The organism is Neisseria viridiae, from assembly GCF_962747995.1.
Taxonomy (GTDB): Bacteria; Pseudomonadota; Gammaproteobacteria; order Burkholderiales; family Neisseriaceae; genus Neisseria; species Neisseria viridiae.
On record NZ_CAUJAJ010000014.1, the window covers coordinates 20,006 to 43,418 of the forward strand.

26 protein-coding genes and 1 pseudogene are annotated in these 23,413 nt (G+C 54.4%); 12 read left to right on the forward strand and 15 right to left on the reverse strand.

Annotation, left to right across the window (positions count from 1 at the left end):
- Window position 1: 1 nt before the first annotated feature.
- The 7 genes from dusA to Q9J79_RS08205 form a co-directional block, all read right to left on the reverse strand.
- Window positions 2-1,012: a tRNA dihydrouridine(20/20a) synthase DusA gene (gene dusA / locus Q9J79_RS08175; protein WP_301912083.1), complete on the reverse strand. Its 1,011-nt coding sequence runs from the start codon at window positions 1,010-1,012 to the stop codon at window positions 2-4.
- Between the two features lie 30 nt (window positions 1,013-1,042).
- Window positions 1,043-1,534 carry a D-aminoacyl-tRNA deacylase gene (dtd, locus tag Q9J79_RS08180; protein WP_301672810.1) on the reverse strand — a complete coding sequence of 164 codons (492 nt, stop codon included), beginning with the start codon at window positions 1,532-1,534 and terminating at the stop codon, window positions 1,043-1,045.
- Window positions 1,535-1,607: 73 nt separating this feature from the next.
- The gene (locus Q9J79_RS08185; RefSeq protein WP_301672809.1) at window positions 1,608-2,366 is read right to left on the reverse strand and encodes a peptidylprolyl isomerase; all 759 of its coding nucleotides are present in this window, start codon (window positions 2,364-2,366) and stop codon (window positions 1,608-1,610) included.
- 69 nt (window positions 2,367-2,435) lie between these two features.
- A complete protein-coding gene (locus tag Q9J79_RS08190; protein WP_301672808.1) occupies window positions 2,436-3,302 on the reverse strand; it encodes a peptidyl-prolyl cis-trans isomerase in 867 nt (288 codons plus the stop codon).
- 48 nt (window positions 3,303-3,350) lie between these two features.
- The gene (locus tag Q9J79_RS08195; RefSeq protein WP_301672807.1) at window positions 3,351-3,629 is read right to left on the reverse strand and encodes a BolA family protein; all 279 of its coding nucleotides are present in this window, start codon (window positions 3,627-3,629) and stop codon (window positions 3,351-3,353) included.
- Window positions 3,629-3,919 (reverse strand): YciI family protein, encoded by a 291-nt coding sequence (locus tag Q9J79_RS08200; protein ID WP_301672806.1) that lies wholly within the window; start codon window positions 3,917-3,919, stop codon window positions 3,629-3,631. The genes Q9J79_RS08195 and Q9J79_RS08200 overlap by 1 nt, the downstream gene beginning before the upstream one ends.
- 2 nt (window positions 3,920-3,921) lie before the next feature.
- Window positions 3,922-4,452 (reverse strand): septation protein A, encoded by a 531-nt coding sequence (locus Q9J79_RS08205; RefSeq protein WP_301912088.1) that lies wholly within the window; start codon window positions 4,450-4,452, stop codon window positions 3,922-3,924.
- 288 nt (window positions 4,453-4,740) lie between these two features.
- Here Q9J79_RS08205 and tspA point away from each other — a divergent pair, with 288 nt between their 5' ends.
- Window positions 4,741-7,530, forward strand: a complete 2,790-nt coding sequence (gene tspA, locus Q9J79_RS08210; protein ID WP_304717646.1) for a FimV/HubP family polar landmark-like protein TspA — start codon at window positions 4,741-4,743, stop codon at window positions 7,528-7,530.
- 118 nt (window positions 7,531-7,648) lie between these two features.
- Here tspA and Q9J79_RS08215 read toward each other — a convergent pair.
- The 4 genes and pseudogenes from Q9J79_RS08215 to Q9J79_RS08230 form a co-directional block, all read right to left on the reverse strand.
- A pseudogene (locus Q9J79_RS08215) lies at window positions 7,649-7,804 on the reverse strand (IS5/IS1182 family transposase); the annotation flags it as partial.
- 6 nt (window positions 7,805-7,810) lie between these two features.
- Window positions 7,811-8,227 carry a lactoylglutathione lyase gene (gloA, locus tag Q9J79_RS08220; RefSeq protein ID WP_118792481.1) on the reverse strand — a complete coding sequence of 139 codons (417 nt, stop codon included), beginning with the start codon at window positions 8,225-8,227 and terminating at the stop codon, window positions 7,811-7,813.
- Between the two features lie 24 nt (window positions 8,228-8,251).
- Entirely contained in the window at window positions 8,252-9,421 is a 1,170-nt protein-coding gene (lapB, locus tag Q9J79_RS08225; RefSeq protein ID WP_301912162.1) for a lipopolysaccharide assembly protein LapB, read from the reverse strand.
- A gap of 10 nt (window positions 9,422-9,431) precedes the next feature.
- The gene (locus Q9J79_RS08230) at window positions 9,432-9,746 is read right to left on the reverse strand and encodes a LapA family protein (RefSeq protein WP_301912090.1); all 315 of its coding nucleotides are present in this window, start codon (window positions 9,744-9,746) and stop codon (window positions 9,432-9,434) included.
- A 332-nt stretch (window positions 9,747-10,078) separates the two neighbouring features.
- On the opposite strand from Q9J79_RS08230, the gene Q9J79_RS08235 reads away from it, so the two are divergent.
- The 5 genes from Q9J79_RS08235 (at window position 10,079) to ilvE (ending at window position 14,440) form a co-directional block, all read left to right on the forward strand.
- Entirely contained in the window at window positions 10,079-10,879 is an 801-nt protein-coding gene (locus Q9J79_RS08235; protein ID WP_301912091.1) for a choline kinase family protein, read from the forward strand.
- Window positions 10,879-11,757, forward strand: a complete 879-nt coding sequence (locus Q9J79_RS08240; RefSeq protein WP_301912092.1) for a DMT family transporter — start codon at window positions 10,879-10,881, stop codon at window positions 11,755-11,757. The genes Q9J79_RS08235 and Q9J79_RS08240 overlap by 1 nt, the downstream gene beginning before the upstream one ends.
- Window positions 11,754-12,482: an NTP transferase domain-containing protein gene (locus Q9J79_RS08245; RefSeq protein WP_301912093.1), complete on the forward strand. Its 729-nt coding sequence runs from the start codon at window positions 11,754-11,756 to the stop codon at window positions 12,480-12,482. Before Q9J79_RS08240 ends, Q9J79_RS08245 begins: the two co-directional genes overlap by 4 nt.
- A 74-nt stretch (window positions 12,483-12,556) precedes the next feature.
- Entirely contained in the window at window positions 12,557-13,360 is an 804-nt protein-coding gene (locus Q9J79_RS08250; RefSeq protein ID WP_301912095.1) for a LicD family protein, read from the forward strand.
- An 81-nt stretch (window positions 13,361-13,441) separates the two neighbouring features.
- Window positions 13,442-14,440 carry a branched-chain-amino-acid transaminase gene (ilvE, locus tag Q9J79_RS08255; RefSeq protein WP_061384955.1) on the forward strand — a complete coding sequence of 333 codons (999 nt, stop codon included), beginning with the start codon at window positions 13,442-13,444 and terminating at the stop codon, window positions 14,438-14,440.
- 244 nt (window positions 14,441-14,684) lie between these two features.
- On the opposite strand, the gene fabI is transcribed toward ilvE, so the two are convergent.
- The 4 genes from fabI to pgi all read right to left on the reverse strand — a co-directional run bounded on the left by fabI (window position 14,685) and on the right by pgi (window position 18,296).
- Window positions 14,685-15,470: an enoyl-ACP reductase FabI gene (gene fabI / locus Q9J79_RS08260; RefSeq protein ID WP_301912096.1), complete on the reverse strand. Its 786-nt coding sequence runs from the start codon at window positions 15,468-15,470 to the stop codon at window positions 14,685-14,687.
- 154 nt (window positions 15,471-15,624) lie between these two features.
- Window positions 15,625-16,446: a 2,3,4,5-tetrahydropyridine-2,6-dicarboxylate N-succinyltransferase gene (gene dapD, locus Q9J79_RS08265; RefSeq protein ID WP_301912097.1), complete on the reverse strand. Its 822-nt coding sequence runs from the start codon at window positions 16,444-16,446 to the stop codon at window positions 15,625-15,627.
- Between the two features lie 9 nt (window positions 16,447-16,455).
- A complete protein-coding gene (locus tag Q9J79_RS08270; RefSeq protein ID WP_118792473.1) occupies window positions 16,456-16,683 on the reverse strand; it encodes a hypothetical protein in 228 nt (75 codons plus the stop codon).
- Window positions 16,656-18,296 carry a glucose-6-phosphate isomerase gene (pgi, locus tag Q9J79_RS08275; protein WP_304685287.1) on the reverse strand — a complete coding sequence of 547 codons (1,641 nt, stop codon included), beginning with the start codon at window positions 18,294-18,296 and terminating at the stop codon, window positions 16,656-16,658. Before pgi ends, Q9J79_RS08270 begins: the two co-directional genes overlap by 28 nt.
- Before the next feature lie 317 nt (window positions 18,297-18,613).
- Here pgi and Q9J79_RS08280 point away from each other — a divergent pair, with 317 nt between their 5' ends.
- From Q9J79_RS08280 to Q9J79_RS08305, 6 genes are all read left to right on the forward strand, one after another.
- The gene (locus Q9J79_RS08280) at window positions 18,614-19,933 is read left to right on the forward strand and encodes an MFS transporter (RefSeq protein ID WP_301912099.1); all 1,320 of its coding nucleotides are present in this window, start codon (window positions 18,614-18,616) and stop codon (window positions 19,931-19,933) included.
- Window positions 19,934-19,949: 16 nt separating this feature from the next.
- Window positions 19,950-20,174, forward strand: coding sequence for a hypothetical protein (locus tag Q9J79_RS08285; RefSeq protein WP_301912100.1), 225 nt, complete (start codon window positions 19,950-19,952; stop codon window positions 20,172-20,174).
- A 180-nt stretch (window positions 20,175-20,354) separates the two neighbouring features.
- On the forward strand, window positions 20,355-21,587 hold the full coding sequence (gene pilG / locus Q9J79_RS08290) for a type 4 pilus assembly protein PilG (protein ID WP_107819070.1): 1,233 nt from the start codon (window positions 20,355-20,357) through the stop codon (window positions 21,585-21,587).
- 73 nt (window positions 21,588-21,660) lie between these two features.
- Window positions 21,661-22,521 (forward strand): prepilin peptidase, encoded by an 861-nt coding sequence (locus tag Q9J79_RS08295; RefSeq protein WP_301912101.1) that lies wholly within the window; start codon window positions 21,661-21,663, stop codon window positions 22,519-22,521.
- A 1-nt stretch (window position 22,522) separates the two neighbouring features.
- A complete protein-coding gene (gene coaE / locus Q9J79_RS08300; protein ID WP_301912102.1) occupies window positions 22,523-23,155 on the forward strand; it encodes a dephospho-CoA kinase in 633 nt (210 codons plus the stop codon).
- Window positions 23,148-23,357: a DNA gyrase inhibitor YacG gene (locus tag Q9J79_RS08305; protein ID WP_301885593.1), complete on the forward strand. Its 210-nt coding sequence runs from the start codon at window positions 23,148-23,150 to the stop codon at window positions 23,355-23,357. Before coaE ends, Q9J79_RS08305 begins: the two co-directional genes overlap by 8 nt.
- Window positions 23,358-23,413: the final 56 nt, after the last annotated feature.

Consider the following 23,413-nt stretch of genomic DNA (forward strand, 5'->3'; position numbering starts at 1 on the left):
CCTATTCGCGCGTATTTGCCTGCTCAACCTCTTTCCATGCTTCGAGAATCAGGCCGCCGTTGTTGCCTTTCAACAACGCCGCGTCGGAAAGCATACGCCGCCAAGTGCGGGCGTTTTTCAGACCGTGCATCAGCCCGAGGCTGTGGCGGACGATGTGGCGCAGGATTGTGCCGCGTCCGCTTTGGATTTGGGCTTGGCTGTACACAAACAGCCGCCGCACCAAATCGGCGTATTCAATCGGGCTGTGGGTATCGCCGTAAAACAGCCTGTCCCATTCGCGCATCACCATCGGGTTGTGGTACGCCTCGCGCCCGACCATTACGCCGTCAACGTGTTGCAGGTGTTGCACGATTTCCTCATTGGTCGTGATGCCGCCGTTGATGATGATTTCCAGCTCGGGAAACTCTTGCTTGAGGCGGTAAACGTAATCGTATTTCAAGGGCGGAACATCGCGGTTTTCTTTGGGCGAAAGACCGTCCAGCCAAGCGTTGCGGGCGTGGACGATAAAGGTTTTGCAGGCGGTTTTGTCGCGCAGCGTGCCGACGAAATCGGCAACGGTTTGGTATTCGGTCTGCCTGTCCACGCCGATTCGGTGTTTGACGGTAACGGGAATGCCGACCGCGTCCTGCATGGCGTTGAGGCAGTCGGCAACCAGCATGACTTCGTTCATTAGGCACGCGCCGAACGAACCTTTCTGCACGCGCGGACTGGGACAGCCGCAGTTGAGGTTGACCTCGTTGTAGCCGTATGCTTCGGCGGCTTTGGCGGCTTTCGCCAAATCGGACGGATTGCTGCCGCCCAGTTGCAGGGCGACGGGCTGCTCGCCTTCGTTGAACATCAAAAAGCGGTCTTTGTCGCCGTAAACAATCGCGCCGGCATTGACCATTTCGCTGTAAAGCCAAGCATTTCGGGTAATCTGGCGCGCCATGTAACGGTAGTGTCGGTCCGTCCAGTCGAGCATCGGGGCGACGGAAAGGCGGCGCGGGGGAAGGGTGTGTGTATTGTCGTTCATTGTCGATATTTCATCATTGCGGATTCAATTTCAATCTGGAACAACCTTCATTTTTGGGGAAATCCGCGTCATGAAAGAGTCCAGCAGTATGGTTACCGGCCCGTCGTTGCAGAGCGACACCTGCATATGCGTGCGGAAACGCCCTGTTTCGACATGAATCCCGTGTCCGCGCAACAGTTCCGCCGTTCGCAGGTAAAGCTGCTGCGCCTGTTCTGCAGGTGCGGCTTGGGAAAACGAAGGCCGCCGCCCGCTTGCCGCGTCGGCATAAAGCGTAAACTGCGACACCAGCAGCACGGAGCCCCCGACATCTTTCAAAGACAGGTTCAGCTTACCCGCTTCGTCTTCAAACACGCGTAAATGGGCAATTTTGTCGGCAATATATTGCGCATCTTTCTCGGTATCATCATGTGTTACGCCGAGCAGCACGACGAACCCGCCGTCAATTTTGCCGCAGGTTTCCGCACCGCTTTCGGACACGACATCCACCTTTGCACCTACCGTTTTCTGTATGACCGCACGCATAAGCCGTCCTCCTTACCTGAACGTGCAATGCCGTCTGAAAAGGCTTCAGACGGCATCGGTATCGGAAATGCCATTACGGTTTGACACCGTTTTCTTCCAAAAGGGCATCGATTTTCAAGCGGGCTTTTTCCTGTTTCAAACCTTGTTCCAATTGGTTTCTGACCAGCTCGAAGGGCTGCGCGTCGGGGTTTTTCCCAACCTCGCTGAGTTTGAACAGGTAATAGCGTTCGCCCAATTTGACCGGATTGCGGGTAACGTCGCCCCGATTCATCGCGGCAAACTGCGAAGCCAGCGGTTCGGGAAGCTGCTGCGCCATAATGAAACCGTCAAAAGCCTGTTCGTCGTTCGGATAACGCTTCATCAGCCCTTCAAAAGACAGCCCTTTGAGCAGGAGCTGCTGCGCCTGACGCGCCTCATCCTCCGTGGCAAAACCGACCTGCTGCAATTTGATCATGCGGATTTGCTGTTCGTAAAACTTGTGCAGCTCGTCTTCGGAAACCGTTTCCGAACGCTCCAGAAAACGGACGTATTCCTCGGCATAAAAAGACGCTTCGGCGATTTTAAAGCGGTTTTGGACATCCTTATCCTTATCCAAACCTTCCTTCAATGCCCTGTTTTTCAAAACTTCCAAAGTTTGCAGCCGGCGGACGGCATCGTTTCGGACAGCCTGCCCGTCCGGTTTTTGGGACTGCTCCGTATGCCGGTCTGCCTGCTGCATAATCTGCGCCACCAGCGTATCCACCAAAGCCGGGTCGATTTCGGGTACTTTGGCTGCCGCAAAACCTGCCAACATTGCAGCAATAACTGCGGCAGCGGTTTTTTTCTGTTTCATGGTATTCCCTGTCCTGTGCGGCGGCAAAACGCCTGTCTGAACGTCTTGCCTCCGTATCCCGTTTTCAGATTATTTTGCAGGTTTGATGTCTGCCTTGCCCAACAGCGCGCCGACGGCACGGTCAATCCGTTCCGCCTGAAGGTTGCCGGCAATCTGTTCCTTCATTTCCTCAAAAGAAGGCACTTTCACATCGCGGCGGTCGTTAACATAATAAACGCCGTAGAAATCGCCGTTTTTCAGCGGTGTTGCCGTAAATTCGCCTTTTTTCAAGTCCTTAATTGCCTGATAAAGCGGCGGAACACCCTGTTCCAAATCTTTCAGCGGCACATATCCAACCGGCGCGCCGGTCTGTTTGGTATGGTCGTTGAGGGAATATTGTTTCAAAACAGCATCGAAACCTTTTTTCGCCTTCAGATCGGCAACCGCTTTTTTCGCATTTTCTTCCTTGTCGGTCAGGATTTCGCCCAACTGGACTTCCTGCGTACCTTTATAAAAACCGCTGATATTGTCGTAAACGGCTTTTACTTCCTGCTCGGAAACCGGTTGGGTTTTGGCGATATGCAGCGCGTATGCCTCGCCGTTCAAGCCATATTCTACCGCCTGCCAAACGGTTTTGAAGGACGGTTTCTTGTCGTCGCCCGACTTTTTCGCTTCGGCACGCAATTTGGCAAGCGCGTCTTTAAACTCTGCCGACTGGTCGAGTTTCAGGCGTTTCACTTCCTGTGCGACCACGGTGTTGACCACTTCGTTTTCCAGCAGGGATTGGCGCAGTTGCGGCGTGTCTTCGGCACGGCTGTTTTCCGCACGGAATGCGGCAACCTGCGCATCGATGACGGAACTGTCGATTTTTTGACCGTTGACGGTTGCCAGTGTTTGGGCAAACAGGCTGCCGGAACAGGCAAGCAGTGCAACGGAAGTCAGGATTTTTGCTTTCATAATCTTCTCTCTTTAAATTTTAAATTGAAATGTTCGGGCAGACTTCATTCAGTCCGCCGTATGGAAATACTCGTCAGGGGCAGCCGCCCGGATGCCGAGCGCGTGGATGATGCCGTCTGCAAACAAATCTTTGAGCAGCGATTTGACCGTTTTCTGGCGGTTCAAGCGGCTTACGCCTTCAAAACGGCCGCTGACGACCAAAACGGCATAATGTCCGCCGCCGGTATTGCCCGCGTGTCCTTTGTGCAGATGGCTCTCATCGCCGATTTCCAACACCAGAGGATCGAGTGCCTGCAGGCGTTCGCGGATCAAATCGACGGCCGACATTATTTGAACACCGCTTTAAACGGCTTGATCAGCACTTCGCTATACACGCCGGCATGAACATAGGGATCATCTTCCGCCCAAGCCTGCGCCGCATCCAAAGACTTGAACTGCGCCACAATCAAACTACCCGAAACGCGGTTCGGATCCTCCGGCAAAGGATTCGGACCTGCGGTCAGCAACCGCCCTTCCGATTTCAGCGTTTCCAGCCGTTTGAGGTGTTCGGGACGTGCCGCCATACGCGCTTCATGCACATTCTCCCCGTCTGTTGCCAGCAACATAAAATATTCCACAGTCAATCCTCCTTTTTCAGATAGGTACTCAGATAAATACCCTGAATAATAAAGAAAACAAGCATCAGCGCAGTCGAACCGAACATCTTATAGTTAACCCATTGCGCTTCAAACCTAGTAAACACAAACCAGTTGGCAATACCCATAAAAATCAGAAAACTGACCCACATATAAGTCAATTTCGCCCATACGGCATCCGGAAGCTGAATCTCCCTGCCGATACTCGCCTTCAAGCCGTTTTTACCCGCAAGGTGGCTGCCCAGCAGGAATAATGCCCCGCACCAGAACAATACTGTCGGCTTCCACATAATGAAGCGGCTGTCGCCCAAAACGACGGTTGCGCCGCCGAACACGACAATCAGCACCAATCCGACCCACTGCATCGTATCCAGCTTTTTATATTTCCAATACAGAAAAGCCGCCTGAACCACACCGGCAACCAATGCGACCGCCGTTGCGGTAATCATGTTTTTGGTAACGGTATAGGTGGCGAAAAACAGGATGACGGACAAAAGGTCGCTGACAAATTTCATATCCAAATGAGAAAGCAAAGCAAATAAATGCTTATCATACAGGCAGAACCCTATTTTTGCACCTGCAAAGCCAACAAATTTTGTTTTGATTAATGCAAATATGCACAGATGTTTTTGAAAAAAGATGGAGATATGTCATAATTTGTAAAATTGGCTTTAAAATACAGCTTCGGCTGGGACCTCTGCCTATCCGCACCCTATCGTCCGTATTGCCGATGCCTGATGACGAAATTTACAGACTGTACGCGGTCAAACCGTATTCAGCCGCCAACCCACAGGGGATACATCTTGAAAAACAACAGACAAATCAAACTGATTGCCGCCTCCGTCGCACTTGCCGCATCCTTTCAAGCACATGCGGGACTGGGCGGGCTGAATATCCAGTCCAACCTTGACGAACCCTTTTCCGGCAGCATTACCGTAACCGGCGAAGAAGCCAAAGCCCTGCTAGGCGGCGGCAGCGTTACCGTTTCCGAAAAAGGCCTGACCGCCAAAGTCCACAAGTTGGGCGACAAAGCCGTCATTGCCGTTTCTTCCGCGCAGGCAGTCCGCGATCCCGTCCTGGTGTTCCGCATCGGTGCAGGCGCGCAGGTACGCGAATACACCGCCATCCTCGATCCTGTCGGCTACTCGCCCAAAACCAAATCTGCACTTTCAGACGGCAAGACACACCGCAAAACCGCTCCGACAGCAGAGTCCCAAGAAAATCAAAACGCCAAAGTCCTCCGCAAAACCGATAAAAAAGACAGCGCAAACGCAGCCGTCAAACCGGCGCACAACGGTAAAACCCATACCGTCCGCAAAGGCGAAACGCTCAAACAGATTGCCGCCGCCATCCGTCCGAAACACCTGACGCTCGAACAGGTTGCCGATGCGCTGCTGAAGGCAAACCCAAATGTTTCCGCACACGGCAGACTGCGTGCGGGCAGCGTGCTTCACATTCCGAATCTGAACAGGATCAAAGCGGCAGCACCCAAAAAAATCAAAGCGGAACAACCCAAGCCGCAAACGGCGAAACCCAAAGCCGAAACCGCATCCATGCCGTCTGAACCGTCCAAACAGGCAACGGTAGAGAAACCTATCGAAAAACCGGTTGAAAAACCTGAAGCAAAAGTTGCCGCGCCCGAAGCAAAAGCGGAAAAACCGGTTGTTCGACCCGAACCCAAACCCGCAGTGTCCGAAACTCCGGCTTCGGCGACAGAACGCCAACCCGAACCTGTACCCGCTGCAAATACTGCCGCATCGGAAACTGCTGCCGAATCCGCCCCCCAAGAAGCCGCCGCTTCTGCCATCGACACGCCGACCGACGAAATCGGCAACGCCGTTTCCGAACCTGTTGCGGAAACAGCCAGTGAAGTTGCCGCCGAACCCGTTGCCGAACCTGTCGAACAGGTTCCTGCCGAAGAAGAAACCGAAAGCGGACTGTTTGACGGTCTGTTCGACGGTTCGTACACCTTGCTACTTGCCGGCGGAGGCGCGGCATTGATTGCCCTGCTGCTGCTTTTGCGCCTTGCCCAATCCAAACGCGCGCGCCGTACCGAAGAATCCGTCCCTGAAGAAGAGCTTGACCTTGACGACGCGGCAGACGACGGCATAGAAATCACCTTTGCCGAAGTCGAAACTCCGGCAACGCCCGAACCCGCTCCGAAAAACGATGTAAACGACACACTTGCCTTAGGTGGGGAATCTGAAGAAGAGTTATCGGCAAAACAAACGTTCGATGTCGAAACCGATACACCTTCCAACCGCATCGACTTGGATTTCGACAGCCTGGCAGCCGCACAAAACGGCATTTTGTCCGGCGCACTTACGCAGGATGAAGAAACCCAAAAACGCGCGGATGCCGATTGGAACAAAATCGAATCCACAGACAGCGTGTACGAGCCCGAAACCTTCAACCCGTACAACCCTGTCAAAATCGTCATCGACACGCCCAAACCGGAATCTGTCGCCCAAACTGCCGAAAACAAACCGGAAACCGTCGATACCGATTTCTACAACAACCTGTTCTCAAACAACCATATCGGCACAGAAGAAACAGCTTCCGCAAAACCTGCCGCACCCTCCGGACTGGCAGGCTTCCTGAAGGCTTCCTCGCCCGAAACCATCTTGGAAAAAACAGTTGCCGAAGTCCAAACACCGGAAGAGTTGCACGATTTCCTGAAAGTGTACGAAACCGATGCCGTCGCGGAAACTGCGCCTGAAACGCCCGATTTCAACGCCACCGCAGACGATTTGTCCGCACTGTTGCAACCCGCTGAAGCACCGGCCGTTGAGGAAAATGTAACGGAAACTGTTGCCGAAACGTCCGACTTCCACACCGTTGCCGACGATTTGTCCGCACTGCTGCAACCGTTTGAAACGCCTGATGTTGGGGAAACCACAGCAGAAGCCGTTGCCGAAATACCTGATTTCAACGCCACCGCAGACGATTTGTCCGCATTACTTCAACCTACCGAAGCACCAGTCGTTGAGGAAAAAGCGGCGGAAACCGTTGCCGAAACGCCCGACTTCCACACCGTTGCCGACGATTTGTCTGCACTGTTGCAACCTGCTGAAGCACCGGCTGTTGAGGAAAATGTAACGGAAACCGTTGCCGATGATTTGTCCGCGCTGCTGCAACCGTTTGAAACGCCTGACGTTGGGGAAATCGCAGCAGAGACTGTTGCCGAAATGCCCGATTTCCACACCGTTGCAGACGATTTGTCCGCGCTGCTGCAACCTGCTGAAGCACCGGCCGTTGAGGAAAAAACAGCGGAAATCACTTTGGAAACGCCTGATTCCAACACCTCTGAGGCAGACGCTTTGCCCGACTTCCTGAAAGACGGCGAGAAGGAAACGGTAGATTGGAGCATCTCCCTCTCGGAAGAAAATATCCCAAATAATGCAGATACCGGTTTCACTTCGGAATCTGTGGGTTCTGACGCACCGTCCGAAGCGAAATACGACCTTGCCGAAATGTATCTCGAAATCGGCGACCGCGATGCCGCTGCCGAGACAGTGCAGGAATTGCTGGAAGAAGCGGAAGGCGACGTACTCAAACGTGCCCAAGCATTGGCGCAGGAATTGGGTATTTGATTCCCAACTGCCCTTTTGCAAATCAAGGATGCCGTTTCAGACGGCATCTTTTTTTTGCCTTATCGGTGTAACGGATAAAGTTTGAACCGGCACAGGCTCAAACAGCAGACCGCCGGCAATATAGTGGATTAAATTTAAACCAGTACAGCGTTGCCTCGCCTTGCCGTACTATTTGTACTGTCTGCGGCTTCATCGCCTTGTCCTGATTTAAATTTAATCCACTATAAGAAATGCCGTCTGAACTCCCTAAAGGCTTCAGACGGCATTGGCGGCGGCGGTATCAGGCAGTTTGATAGGCAACCGAATCGTCGCCGCTTTTCTTTTGAATGAACTCGATTTTGTATCCGTCGGGGTCTTCGACGAAGGCTATCACGGTTGTACCGTGTTTCATCGGGCCGGCTTCGCGGACGACGTTTCCACCCTGCCGCTTCACACGTTCGCAGGCTTCGTAGGCATCGTCCACTTCAACCGCGATGTGTCCGTAGGCGTTGCCCAAGTCGTATCGTTCCGTATCCCAGTTGTGGGTCAGTTCCAAAACCGTGCTGTCTGCCTCATCGCCGTAACCGACGAAGGCAAGGGTAAATCTGCCTTCAGGATAGTCTTTTCGGCGGAGCAGTTTCATGCCCAAAACGTTTTGGTAGAAATCGAGGGATTTTTCGAGATTGCCCACGCGGAGCATAGTATGGAGTAAGCGCATTTTTTGTGTTCCTCTCGGTGGCGGTTAAACTTCGATTTTATTCGGGGTAAACGTCTGCCATTTGTTGCAGGCGGGACAGTGCCAGAAAAAGACTTGGGATTTGAAGTGGCAGTTGCGGCACCGGTACATCACGCTGCGTTGGAGCTGCCTGCCCACCACAGAACGCATCATGTCCGCATCGGCTTTCCAAGTCGGATCCATATCGCTGATTCTTAAACCAAGCAGGCGGTAAACACCGTTCAAGTCCGGTTTGCGCCGAACAAGCTCGATAGCAGTTTGTGCAGCCTCTTTCTCCCCCCTGAGCAATAAGGATTTCTCGTACACGACGTTAATCAAATCAAGTTCCGGGAAGGTCTGCATATACCCTATCAGGCGATTTAATCCTTCTTCAGGCTTTCCTTGCGCCGCATAGGCGTCATAAAGTTTCTCTCCGACCATGCTCAAATAGGCATGATTTTGCTGCTCGATGGCGGCATACGCTTCAACCGATGCAGGAAAATTGCCCTGCCTGTATTCAATGTCGCCTAAAATCATATTGGCACGGGTACATCTTTTGTTGGCCTCAAGGGCTTTACCGACATTAAAACGTGCAACATCAAAATTGGACTTAAACAATGAAGCCTGTGCAAGTTCGCAATAAAACTGTGCGATTTCAAACTGATATGTCTGTTCGTCGTGACTGAGAAGTTGGGCGGTTTCAATCGCTTTTTCCCAATCCCTGTCCTGCTGGTAGATATTGAGCAGGTGCTGTCTGGCTTCACGCGCCATTTCACCGTCTTGCAGACTGAGGAAAATCTGTTCGGCACGATCAACCAACCCCGCACTTTGATAGTTTTGCGCCAATTCAAACAACACGCGCGCACGCTTGGCTCCGGTTGTATCGGGAGAGTCAAGCAATGTTTGGTGCATATTGATGGCTTTGTCGTTTTCGCCGCGCTGACGGTAGAGTTTGCCCAAAGTCAGGTTTAAATCATATGACTGTGGCTGCTGGTCAATCACTTCCGCCAATTCGCGTGCGGCGCGGCCGCTGTTGCGGTCAACGAGGGCATCAAGGCTTTTGTAAAAGCCTGCCGGTATGCTTTTGGCCTGTTTCAGGACGGTCTTCATATCGACGCGCGCGGCAAACCAGCCCATAGCGAAGAAAACGGGCAAAAGGATAATCGGCAGCAGGATAATCCATAATTCGTTGTCCATATCGGCTTTCTCAAGGCTGTTTGGCAGATTCGGCAGCATTTTGTGCCGGTGGTGCAGTCAATTCCTGTCCGCTCAAGCGCGCACTTTTCTTCACTTCGGCACGCAGGCGGCTGTTTTCGCCGCGCAAGGACAGCAGCCGCCCGAACAGGGCAAACATTCCGAACACGATGCCGACGACAAACGCGCAGAACAGGGCGGCAATCAGCGGCAAATCGAATTTCTGCCCCGGCAGGTAGGAAAAGGAAACAGTATCGGTATTGAGGACGGCAAGCAGCAGAAAGAGCAGCAGGATAATGATTTTGATGACGGTATAGATAAGTTTCATATGTGTTCCGCAGGTAGGACAGACGGGCGGCACACCCAAACGGTGCGGCAGCCGGATTGTGCAAGTTTAAACGATTTGAACGCTTCCGGATAGGGAAGCCGCTGACACGGACAGGCCGCAATGCTAAAATATGCAAAGACAAACTCCCCGCGCCGATACAGAAATGCCATGCAATCAATCAATCAATCAATCAATCAATCAATCAATCAATCAATCAATCAATCAATCAATCAATTAATAAAATTGTAGGCTTTGCCCGAACCTGCCGCAAGCCTGACGAAGTATTTGATTTTCTCACGCGCCACGCCGTCCCCTTCTCCCCCATCGGGGGGATGACCAACCAAAATATCCTGCTGGACCTGCCCGGCGGGAAATTCGTCCTGCGCCTGCCCCATCCCGCCCGCGCCGCCTTAATCGACCGGGAGCACGAGGCGTTCAACAATGATTTGGCGTACCGCGCCGGTTTGAATGTGGAAACGCCTGTTTTGGATGTGCGAAGCGGAGTGAAGCTGACGCGTTATCTGGAAAACGGCGTGCCCTTAAATCAAACGCAACTGCAGGACGGACGCTGCCTGCGCCTGATTGCGGGCAACCTGCTCCGGCTGCACGGCGGAAACTTCGCCTTCCGCAACACATTCAATGCCTTTGACGCATTCCGCCGGTATTTCTCCTTATTGCAGGACAAGGATTTGTTCCTGAAGGCAGACGCGCGTATGGACAGGCTCGCGGATGCTTTTTGGCGGCTGGAAGGCGTATGCCGGAAACTGCCCCGGCGCCCGTGCCACAATGATTTGGTACCGGAAAATATGCTGCTGCAGGGGGAGGGGCTGTTTTTTATCGATTGGGAGTATTCGGGTATGAACGACCCCTTGTTCGACCTTGCCGCCGTTATCGAGGAGGGGAGGATGCCGTCTGAAGCGGCAGACTGCCTGCTGGAAGCCTATTTTGCCGGCGGGGCTTCAGACGGCATTTCGGCGCGGGACGCGGCGGCGCGCCTGACCATCCACCGGTTTTGCCAAAACGTGCTGTGGTTTTTATGGACGAAGGTTAAAGAGGAACAGGGTGAAGATTTCGGCGGTTATGCGGCACGGCGGCTGGCTGCTGCGTTTGAACTGTCGGCGGTGCTGCCGTGATGCGCGGCTATCTGTTCGGAGCGGCCTCGGCGGTATTTTGGGCGGCTTCCGGCCTGTTGTTCGACCGTTTGCCGTTTGCGCGCGGCGCGGCATTCGGACAGATGGTTTTTTTGCTGTTTTTAATTGATTTGTGTTCTTTGTCGGCAGTATGGGCGGGATTGGGGCGCGGCGGGCGGCCGGGGTTTCGCGGCGGTTTTTGGCGGCCCGTGTTGTCGGGTCTGCTCGGCGGGCCGGTCGGTATGTCGGCATACCTCTTGGGCATCCATTACCTGACGGTATATTACGCCGCGCCTTTATCGTCCCTGTTCCCCGTATTGGCGGCGGCTTTGTCGGCTTGGTTTTTAAAGGAACGCACGGGAGCGGCGGCGCGTGCCGGTTTCGCGCTGGCGGTACTCTCTTCGGCGGGCTTGGCTGCGGATGCGGGCGGACGGGGCGGACTGAACGCTTTGGGGTTGGTTTGTATCGCGGTGTGCGTTTCGGGCTGGTCGCTCGAGGTTGTTTTGTCTGCCCGGACGATGCGTACGCTCTCCGGCCTTCAGGTTTATTGTTTGCGCCTGTGCGGATCGGTATGCGGCTACCTGCTGATCCTTGTCTGCCTGTCTGCCCGGGGGTTTTCTTTAAACCCCTCCGATTTGTACGACGCGCGCATCATCGGCATCATTGCCTTCGGCGCGTTGTCTTATGCCTGTTATTATCAGGCGATTTATCTGTTGAAACCCCTCAAGGCGATGGCTTTGAACATCACTTACCCTGTTTGGGCTATGGTTTTGGGGTTCTTCGTTTACCGCCACCCGGTTCCGCCGTCCGCCATAATGTGGGCGGTTTTGTTGGGAACCGGCGCGGCATTGAGCCTGTGCGGGCGGAAAGGTGAAATATGAATGCCATTATTTTGGCGGCAGGGCTGGGCAGCCGCTTTAAAGAAATGACGCAAACCGTCCACAAAGCCCTTTTGGACATCTGCGGCACGCCCAACCTCGAAAGGACGCTGTCCTTCCTGCGCGAAGCCGGCATAAGCAATATCGCCGTCGTAACCGGCCATTTGCACCGGCAATTCGATTATCTTCAAGAAAAATACGGCTGTATTTTGATTCACAACGAAAAATATCGGGAATACAACAGCATCTATTCCTTTTCGCTGGCGCGTGATTTTTTCAACGGCTGCTACGTCATCGATGCCGACGTGGTGCTCGGGCGCAATATTTTTTTAAACCGCCCGCGGCACAGCACCTATTTTACCGTCGTCCGCGCCCGCACGCGCAACGAATGGCTGCCTGTTTCAGACGGCACCGGACGGGTCGTCCGCATCGACATCGGATCCCAACCTCGCCCCAGCCTGTCGGGCGTGTCTTATTGGACGGCGGAGGACTGCCGCACCGTCTTAAACCTGCTCGGCGCATACGCCGGCGCGGAACGCTTGGAAAACCCCAAACTCTATTGGGACAACATCCCGATGGAACACCTCGGCAAACTGGACATCCGCACCGAGCTGCTCGGCAGCGGCGACATATTTGAAATGGACGACCAAGAAGACTACCGCGCCATCTTACGGCAACTCTCCCCCCTTAAAGAACGGCAATGCCCCGACGCGCAAGGAGGTGCATAAAACGCGCCCCCGCCGTATTGCCCGGACAGGTTTGCCGCTGCGGATGGCGGCGTTTCAACAGGAAAGGAATTTAGATGAAAAAACTGACACTCAGGGAACAACAGCTTGTCTGCCTCGACATTTTGGACGATTTCCACGCCCTGTGCGAACAGCACGGCATCCGCTATTCGCTCGGCGGCGGCACACTGATCGGCGCGATACGCCACCAAGGCTTCATCCCTTGGGACGACGACATCGACGTTTATATGCACCGCGACGAATATCAAAAATTTGTCGGCGTTTGGCAAAAAACCGCGCACCCGCACTATTTTTTGGAAACCGCCGAAGACATCCGCGCCCGGCATACCGGGGAAATGGCAAAAATCTTCGATCCGCGTGCAGAACTCATCGACGCATACGGCAAAAAAAGCCCTTTATTTATCGACATTTTCATTTATGACGGCGTGCCGGACGAGCCAAAAACCATTTTCCGTATGATGAAGAAACACCGCCGCATCAAGCTGCGCTTTTCTTCCTGCAAAAAAAGGTGGCTGAAAGCAAAAGAAGGCAGCCTGAAACACAAAATCCTCGGCAGCCTGAGCCGTTTCCTGTTCGACAAAATGACGCGCAACCTGCAACAGTTCCAAACCGCCTACCCGATTCGGGAATGTGGTTTCATCGGTTTGGTTTTGTCCGACTACGGCGGCTGGCGGAAATCCTATATGCCTAAAAAATATTTCGACAGCGTCGTCTATAAAACATTCGAGGGCAGGCAGTTTCAAGTGATGAACGGCTACCACGAACACCTGACGCAATATTACGGCGACTATATGCGGCTGCCGCCCGAAGAAGAACGGAAACCGCACCATACGTCCGAAGCATACCTGTTGTCCGAATGAGCGCGGCCGGCAGATTGTCATCCGTCCCCGATACGGATTAAAATGTCCGGATACATATCCGAATAAGAAAGGCTTTACATTATGAGCAGACCCGTACCCGCCGTATTCGGCAGCGTTTTTCACAGTCAAATGCCCGTCCTCGCCTACCGCGAAGGCAAATGGCAGCCGACCGAATGGCAATCTTCGCAAGACCTCTCCCTCGCACCCGGCGCGCACGCCCTGCACTACGGCAGCGAATGTTTCGAGGGACTGAAAGCCTTCCGTCAGGCAGACGGTAAAATCGTACTGTTCCGTCCGACTGCCAATATCGCGCGTATGCGGCAAAGTGCGGACATTTTGCACCTGCCGCGCCCTGAAACCCAAGCCTATCTCGACGCGCTAATCGAATTGGTCAAACGTGCCGCCGACGAAATTCCCGATGCGCCTGCCGCGCTGTACCTGCGCCCGACCTTAATCGGTACCGATCCCGTTATCGGCAAGGCCGGCTCGCCGTCCGAAACCGCCCTGCTGTATATTTTGGCTTCCCCCGTCGGCGACTATTTCAAAGTCGGCTCGCCCGTAAAGATTTTGGTGGAAACCGAACACATCCGCTGCGCCCCGCATATGGGCCGCGTCAAATGCGGCGGCAACTACGCTTCCGCCATGCACTGGGTGCTGAAGGCGAAAGCCGAATACGGCGCAAATCAAGTCCTGTTCTGCCCGAACGGCGACGTGCAGGAAACCGGCGCGTCCAACTTTATCCTGATTAACGGCGATGAAATCATTACCAAACCGCTGACCGACGAGTTTTTGCACGGCGTAACCCGCGATTCCGTACTGACGGTCGCCAAAGATTTGGGCTACACCGTCAGCGAACGCAATTTCACGGTTGACGAACTGAAAGCTGCGGTGGAAAACGGTGCAGAAGCCATTTTGACCGGTACGGCAGCCGTCATCTCGCCCGTTACTTCCTTCGTCATCGGCGGCAAAGAAATCGAAGTGAAAAGCCAAGAACGCGGCTACGCCATCCGTAAGGCGATTACCGACATCCAGTACGGTTTGGCGGAAGACAAATACGGCTGGCTGGTCGAAGTGTGCTGATGCTTTAAATAAAAAAATGCCGTCTGAAACCCGTTTGGCGTTTCAGACGGCATTTTCGCGTTCGGACCGTTTCCGCCGCACCTGTAGCAAGTCGGCACAAAGGCAGTCGGTTAAAACAAGCGTCCGCATTTCCCATCCCGCCTGCCGCAAGTCAGGCATTTCCCTGGAAATACGCTTCAGACGGCAAACCGCCGCCCGAAACCGATATGCGGCACGGACGGCGCACGGATTTGAAAACGGCGGATTATCCCTCGGTGCTCAAGGCATTGATGCTGTAACCGCCGTCAACATAAGTGATTTCGCCGGTAATGCCGGACGACAGGTCGGACAGCAGGAAGGCGGCGGTATTGCCGACTTCTTCGATGGTAACGTTGCGGCGGAGGGGATTGTGGGCGGCGACGTGTCCCAAGAGTTTGCCGAAATCGGCGATGCCGGAGGCGGCAAGCGTTTTGATCGGGCCGGAGGAAATGCCGTTGCAGCGGATGCCTTCTTTACCCAAACAGGCGGCGGTAAAGCGGATGCCTGCCTCAAGGCTGGCTTTTGCCATACCCATCACGTTGTAATTCGGAATCGCGCGCACCGCGCCCAAATAGCTCAGGGCGACGATGGCGGAGTTTCTGCCGCGCATCATCGGACGGGCGGCTTTTGCCAGCGCGGGCAGGCTGTATGCGGAAATTTCGTGTGCGGTGTTGAACGCTTCGCGGCTGATGCTGTCGAGGAAATCGCCGCTCAAGGCTTCTTTCGGCGCGAAGCCGATGGAATGCACCAAACCGTCCAAGCCGTCCCAATGTTTGCCCAAGTCGGCGAACACTTGGTTGATTTCGTCGTCGCTGGCGACATCGCAGCGGAATACGAGTTCGGAATCTAATTCCGCCGCCATTTTGCGGACGCGCTCTTCCAGTTTGTCCACAACGTAGGTAAACGCCAAATCCGCGCCTTGTTCGCGGCAGGCTTTGGCGATGCCGTAAGCGATGGAACGCTCGGAAATCATGCCGGTAATCAGAATTTTTTTGCCTTGCAGAAAACCCATTTTGTATCCTTCAAATAGTGTTCGGTTCGTTCTAAACCGTTGATTATAGCAAATTGTCCCTGTTTCTGTGTTTTCACGTTGCAGCGTGCAAACGGCAATGCCGTCTGAAGCGGATTTCAGACGGCATTGGACGTTTCAAATACGGTTTAAGGCATCAGATGCCGCGCAACAATTCGTTCACGCTGGTTTTGGCGCGGGTTTGCGCGTCCACGCGTTTGACGATGACGGCGCAGTAAAGGCTGTGGCTGCCGTCTTTGGAAGGCATGCTGCCGGACACGACGACCGAACCTGCCGGTACGCGGCCTTGGTAGATTTCTCCGGTCGTACGGTCGAAGATTTTGGTGGATTGACCGATGAACACGCCCATCGAAATCACGCTGCCTTCTTCGACAATCACGCCCTCAACGATTTCAGAACGCGCACCAATAAAGCAGTTGTCTTCAATAATGGTCGGGCTGGCCTGCAGGGGTTCGAGTACGCCGCCGATGCCGACACCGCCGCTCAAGTGGACGTTTTTGCCGATTTGCGCGCAAGAGCCGACGGTCGCCCAAGTATCGACCATCGCGCCTTCGTCAACGTATGCGCCGATGTTGACATAAGAAGGCATCAACACGACATTTTTCGCCACAAAGCTGCCGCGTCGGGCAACCGCACCCGGAACTGCACGGAAACCTGCGCTGCGGAACTCGTCTTCAGACCAGTCGGCAAACTTGGTCGGCACTTTGTCGAAGTATTTGTTCACGCCGTCGTTGAGGACTTCGTTGTCTTGGATGCGGAAGGACAGCAACACGGCTTTTTTCGCCCATTCGTTGACTTTCCACTCGCCCACGCCCAAGCGTTCGGCAACGCGCAGTTTGCCTGAATCGAGTTGGCGGATGGTTTCCAACACGGCTTCTTTGACTTCGGGAGTAACGGTGGACGGGGTGATGTCCGCGCGGTTTTCAAAGGCGGTTTCGATAATGTTTTGCAAAGACATAATGTTTCCTTATGTGAGATGTTTCGTGGGACGTTTGCCGGTATTTTCAGGCAGTATGTTCATTTGAAATGAATGCGCTATTGTGCCACGCAAACGCATATTCGTCAGCAATACGCGGGCGGTTGCCGAACATTGGCGTTTCGGAATCGGGCGGGCGGCAGGCATTGCCTTTTCCGCGCCCGAATCAATACAGGACAACGGCAGTGCCTTTATGCCGCGCCGCCTTTCAGACGGCATTCGCGGTAAAACGCCATCAGCCCTTCGGTCGAGGCATCGTGTACGGACGTGCCGCCTTCCAGTTCGCCGATGATGGTTTTTGCCAACTGTTTGCCGTATTCCACACCCCACTGATCGAAGGGGTTGACGTTCCATATCGCGCCTTGGACGAAGGTTTTGTGTTCGTAAGCCGCCATCAGCATACCCAAATTGTAGGGCGTGAGGCGGTCAAGCAGGATGCTGTTGCTGGGGCGGTTGCCAGGGAACTCTTTGTGCGGCGCGAGGCGTTCGCGTTCCGCTTCGGGCAAATCCGCCAACTCGGCGCGTGCTTCGTCCAAGGTTTTGCCCTTCATCAAGGCTTCCGCTTGGGCGAAGGCGTTGGCAACGGTAAAACGGCTGCGTCCGTCCTCCACGCCCTGCGCCGTCATCGGGACGATAAAGTCGCAGGGAATCAGGCGCGTGCCTTGGTGGAGCAGTTGGAAATAGGCGTGCTGGCAGTTGACCCCTTCACCGCCGAACACGATGCCGCCCGTTTTGCACGCGGCGGGACTGCCGTCTGAAGCGCGGCTTTTGCCCAAACTCTCCATATCGAGCTGGTTCAGCCACGCCGGCAGCAGGCGCAGGTTGTGGCTGTACGGAACAGCGGTCTGCCCGTCCGCGTGCTGGAAATTGTTGTACCACACGGCAATCAGCGCCATCAGCACGGGAATGTTGCGGCGCGGCGGCGTGTGGAAAAAATGACTGTCCATCGCGTGCGCCCCCGCCAACAACTCGCGGAAACGCGCCCCGCCGACCGCAACCATCACGGGCAAACCGACGGGCGACCAGACGGAATAGCGTCCGCCCACCCAGTCGTACATCGCAAACACACGTTCCGCCGCAATGCCGAAACTTTGCGCCGCTTCCGTATCGGCAGACACCGCGCAAAAATGGCGCGCCGTTTCCGATTCCGAAAATCCCGCATTGCGGTACCACGCCTTGACCGCCTGTGCATTGAGCAGGGTTTCAGGCGTTTTGAAGGACTTGCTGGCAACGCAAAACACCGTCGTTTCGGGATTCAGACGGCATAAAACCGCATCCAGGCAGGCAGGATCGGCGTTGGCGGCAAAATGGACGGCGATATGCCGTCTGAACGGCTCAAGCGCCTGCACGCACATTGCCGGCCCGAGGTCGGATCCGCCTATGCCGATGTGGACAAAATCCGTAATCCGTTTTCCGGTTACCCCCTGATACGAACCGTCGTCCAAACTGTGTGCAAACTCCAACGCACGATTTAACTCGCGGCGGATTTCGGGCAATACGTCCCTGCCGTCCGCATAAACGGCATCCGCACCGTCGGGCAGGCGCAAAGCCGTATGCAGCGCGGCACGCCCCTCGCTGTTGTTGACCTTCGCACCCGTCCGCAAAGCACGCATTTTCCCTTCCAAATCCGCCGCGTCGGCAAGATTGCAGAGCAGTTGCAGCGTATCTTCGTCCAAACGGTTTTTGCTGTAATCGAACAACATACCGTCCAAACGCTCGTGCATACGCCCAAAACGGCCGGGGTCGGCAGCAAAGCGGTCGCGCAAAAGGATGTGGCGCGTATCCTGATTGTGGCGTTCGAGCGCGTGCCATGCACGGGTAAAGGCATCCATCTGTTTTCCTTGATTTTTCAGAACCGGATTAAAATGTAGCAGAATGTAGTTTAACAAACGGCAGAAGCTTTGGCGAATCACGGAAACACTACGCCCCGCTTTCAGACGGCGGCAGAATTGATTTTTATCAAGCAGGATACCGATGGGGGTGCAGGATGCAAAAGACTTGTGCTATTCTTTGTAATCGAATGAAAGACGGGGGTTATCGTCTGTAAGATACCTACAAGATGCCGCACGACGGCACGGTTGGCAAAAGAAAGCGGCACACCGCTTCGCAAATTGTTGTTTCTTCCCATTTTCCTCAGGAGCAGGTCGATATGAAGGTTTCCCCACAAACGGCAATGACGCTTCGCCAAATCATGCTGATGAACTTCGGATTCTTCGGCATCCAATACAGCTTCGGTTTACAGCAGACCGCCATCAACCCCATCTTCAGCTTCCTTCAGGCCGACCCCGCACAACTGCCCGTCCTCAATATGGCGGGACCGATTACCGGACTGCTCGTGCAGCCCATCATCGGCGCAATGTCCGACCGCACATGGATACCCGGACTCGGCCGCCGCCGTCCGTATTTCCTCATCGGCGCAATCGGGTGCAGCCTCTGCCTCTTCATCTATCCGCACGTTACCGCCCTGTGGGTCGCCGTGATGCTGCTTTGGCTTTTGGACATCAGCAACAACACCGCCATGGAACCCTTCCGCGCCTTCGTTGCCGACACCGTTCCCGAGAAACAGCAGCCTACCGGCTTTCTGATGCAGTCCGTGTTTACCGGCTTGGGCATCACGCTGGCAAACGTCTCCCTCTACATCTTCCAACAAATCGGCTGGCTCAAACAGACCTCCGAAGCAGGCATCCCCTACTGGGTATTCGGCTCCTTCTACATCGGCGCAGTCTGTTCCATCGGCTCGGTGCTCATTACCATCCTCTCCACGCAGGAAAAAATGCCCACAGGCAAAGAAGCCGCCGAGTTGAAAGCCAAAACGGGCAATCCCTTGGGCGCGGTCAAAGACATCTTCGCCGCCATCAAAGAAATGCCCCAAACCCTGTGGCAGCTCGCCCTTGTGTACCTCTTCCAGTGGTACGCCCTCTTCATCTACTGGCAATACATCTCCCACAGCATCGTCCAATCCGTCTGGCACTCGACCGCCGCCGACAAAGCCGCCTACGAACAGGCAGTCGCCTGGACGGGCCTGGTCAACGGTTTCTACAACATCGTAACCTTCGTTTCCGCGTTCGGACTGATGTGGCTCGCGCGCAAATACGCCGCCAAATACGTCCACGCCTTCGCCGTTTCCCTTGCCGCCGCCGCACTATTGGCAATTCCCCACATTTCCGACAAATACCTCATGTTCGCACCCATGATCGGTTTCGGCGCAGGTTGGGCAAGTATGATGGGCGTGCCGTTCATGATTGTCGTCAACTCCATCCCCAAAGCGCGTTACGGCGTGTACATGGGCATCGTCAACATGATGATCGTCATCCCCATGCTGATCGAAACCGTAACCTTCGGCTGGGTTTACAACACCTTCCTCGGCGCGGATCCCGCCAACGCCATGACCTTCGCCGGCATTTTCCTCGCCGTCGCCGCCGTCCTGACGCTGGGCATCAAAACCAAAGGCAAACCGTCCGAATCCTGATACATCCGCCTGCCCCATGCCGTCTGAAGACAACCGTTTTCAGACGGCATCTTGTTTTCCGAACACCACAAAACACCCTCACACCGGTCTTTTAAAAATAAACGGGCATTCCGAAAAACTTCCTTACCGGTTAGAACGTACCTCTGAAAACAATAGATTTTTGGTTTATTCGAAAGAAGTACAGACCCTTCCAAATCAGGGCAATAAAGGGCTGCACCTTGTGTGCGGCACTGCATATTGAAACATTGCAGATGCATAGATGTCAGACAACCGTTTAATAAGGTATAATTGCACCCGATTCCGTCCCGTTTGCCGCCCGCAGGCGGGATGTCGGTGGTTTCCATCTTGCCGGGAACACGCTGATACTGTTTTTTAACGATATTTCTTACATTTTATTCCAATTACTTTACGGGGCTAGAATATGGCTAAAAATGGGGGATTTTCTTTGTTCGCAAAGAAAGAAAAACGCTTTATCTTTGAAGGCAGGCATTCCGCCTCCGACAAACTGGTCAACGGCGAAGTATCTGCGTTTACCGAAGAAGAGGCGCGCAAAAAACTGGCAAAACGCGGCATCCGCCCGTTGCAGATTACCCGTGTGAAAACAAGCTCCAAGCGCAAAATCACACAAGAAGACATCACCGTCTTCACCCGCCAGCTGTCCACGATGATTAAAGCGGGCCTTCCGTTGATGCAGGCGTTTGAAATTGTGGCGCGCGGACACGGCAACCCGTCTATGACGGAAATGCTGATGGAAATCCGCAACAATGTGGAACAGGGCAGCACGTTGAGCCGCGCATTCTCCAACCACCCTAAATATTTCGACCGCTTCTACTGCAACCTGGTTGCGGCGGGCGAAACGGGCGGCGTGTTGGAAAGCCTGTTGGACAAATTGGCAGTTTACAAGGAAAAAACCCAGGCCATCCGCAAAAAGGTAAAAACCGCGCTGACCTATCCGGTATCCGTCATCGCCGTCGCCATCGGTTTGGTATTCGTGATGATGATTTTCGTACTACCCGCCTTTAAAGAGGTTTACGCCAATATGGGCGCGGAGCTTCCCGCACTGACCCAAACAGTGATGGATATGTCCGACTTTTTCGTCTCATACGGCTGGATGGTGCTGATCGCACTCGGCTTTGCCATATACGGCTTCCTCAAATTGAAGGCGCGTTCGATTAAAATCCAACGGCGTATGGATGCCCTGCTGCTGCGTATGCCGATTTTCGGAGACATCGTCCGCAAAGGGACGATTGCCCGCTGGGGCAGGACGACGGCGACACTGATTGCGGCAGGCGTGCCTTTGGTCGATGTCTTGGACTCCACCGCCGGCGCGGCGGGCAATTTAATCTATGAAGAAGCCACCCGGGAAATCCGTACGCGCGTCATCCAAGGCCTGTCCATGACTTCCGGGATGCGTGCGACGGAACTGTTCCCCAATATGATGGTGCAGATGTCCTCCATCGGCGAGGAATCGGGTTCTTTGGACGATATGCTCAACAAAGCCGCCGAATTTTATGAAGACGAGGTGGACAATGCGGTCGGCAGGCTGTCCGCTATGATGGAGCCGATTATTATTGTGATTTTGGGCTTGGTCATCGGTACGCTTCTGGTCGCTATGTATCTGCCGCTGTTCAACTTGGGCAACGTGGTCGGCTGACCCGTCATACGGATCCGGCGCGGATTGGTTCTGCGCCGGTTTGTTTTTGCTTTGAATATATCGAGGGCAAAATATGTTTGCTTTATCTGTACTGCCTCCGTTTGCCGTACCTTTGGCGGCGGTTTTGGGGCTGCTGGTCGGCAGCTTCCTGAATGTCGTCATTTACCGCGTGCCGATTATGATGGAACGCGGCTGGACGGTATTTGCCAAAGAACATTTAAACCTGCCGCTGACCGACGAGGAAAGCCGCACCTTCAACCTGATGAAGCCGGATTCCTGCTGTCCGAAATGTCGCACACCGATACGCGCGTGGCAGAACATCCCGATTGTCAGCTACCTGCTCCTGCGCGGCAAATGCGCTTCCTGCCGCACCAAAATCAGCATACGTTATCCCTTAATCGAGCTGCTGACCGGCGTATTGTTCGGGCTGGTCGCCTGGCAATACGGCTGGTCTTGGATTACGCTGGGCGGATTGGTGCTGACCGCGTTTCTGATTTCCCTGACCTTTATCGATGCGGACACCCAATACCTGCCCGACTCGATGACACTGCCCTTGATTTGGCTGGGGCTGATATTTAATTTGGACGGCGGCTTCGTGCCTTTGCAGTCTGCCGTTTTAGGTGCGGTTGCCGGCTATGGTTCATTATGGCTCTTATGTGCGGTGTATAAACTGCTCACAGGAAAAACCGGTATGGGCAACGGAGATTTCAAACTGATTGCCGCATTGGGCGCGTGGCTCGGCATATCCGCATTGCCCGTGCTGATTTTTGTTTCCTCACTAATCGGTTTGATTGCGGCAATCGTTATGCGCATCGCCAAGGGGCAGCATTTTGCCTTCGGCCCCGCACTGACAGTTTCGGGCTGGATAATTTTTACGGCAAACGATTCCGTATGGCGGGCGGTCAACTGGTGGCTGACCCATCCGGTGCTGTAAGATGACGGTATGGGTCGGGCTGACCGGCGGAATCGGCAGCGGCAAATCGGCAGCCGCGCAATGTTTTGCCGATTTGGGCGTGCCGCGCATCGATGCGGACGCGGCGGCGCACTCGCTGACGGCTTCAGACGGCATCGCCCTGCCGGAAATCAGACGGCTGTTCGGCGACACCGTTTTCGACACACAGGGTTTGTTACGGCGCGACATATTGCGTAAAGAAATCTTTGCCTCCCCATCGCGCAAAGCCTTGCTCGAATCCGTGATGTTGCCGCTGATTTTCTCAGAAATCAAAAAACAGCAAGAAACCTTTACCGATGCGGCCTACGGCATTGTCGAAATCCCGCTGCTGACGGAAAAGCGTCAATTTATCAGCCTGATACGGCGTGTCCTGACCATAAGCGCACCTTTGGAAAAACGTATCGGCAGGGTGATGGCCCGCAGCGGGCTGACGCGCGGCGAAGTGGCGGACATCATCAGCCATCAGGCATCCGAATCCGAACGCCTGCTGCTTGCAGACGATGTGCTGCTCAATAACGGCAGCCTCAAAAACCTGCGTGAGAAAACAATGCGCCTGCACGCGTTTTATTCAGGGATTTTCGCCTCAAAACCAACACAAGGAAAACACAATGGCTGAATCGCGGCAAACACGCCTTCAAGTCAAATGTCCGACCTGTCAAACGGCAGTAATATGGGAACCGGAAAACGCATTCCGCCCGTTCTGTTCGCAACGCTGCAAACTGATCGACTTGGGCGGATGGGCAGACGGGAAATATACGGTTTCCGGCCAAACGGAAAGTTTGCCGGAAATATCCGAACCCGACGGGGCATACCGCTGACCGCCCCGCCTTCCCGGCAAGCACCCTGAAAGTCAAATGCCGTCTGAAACAAACAC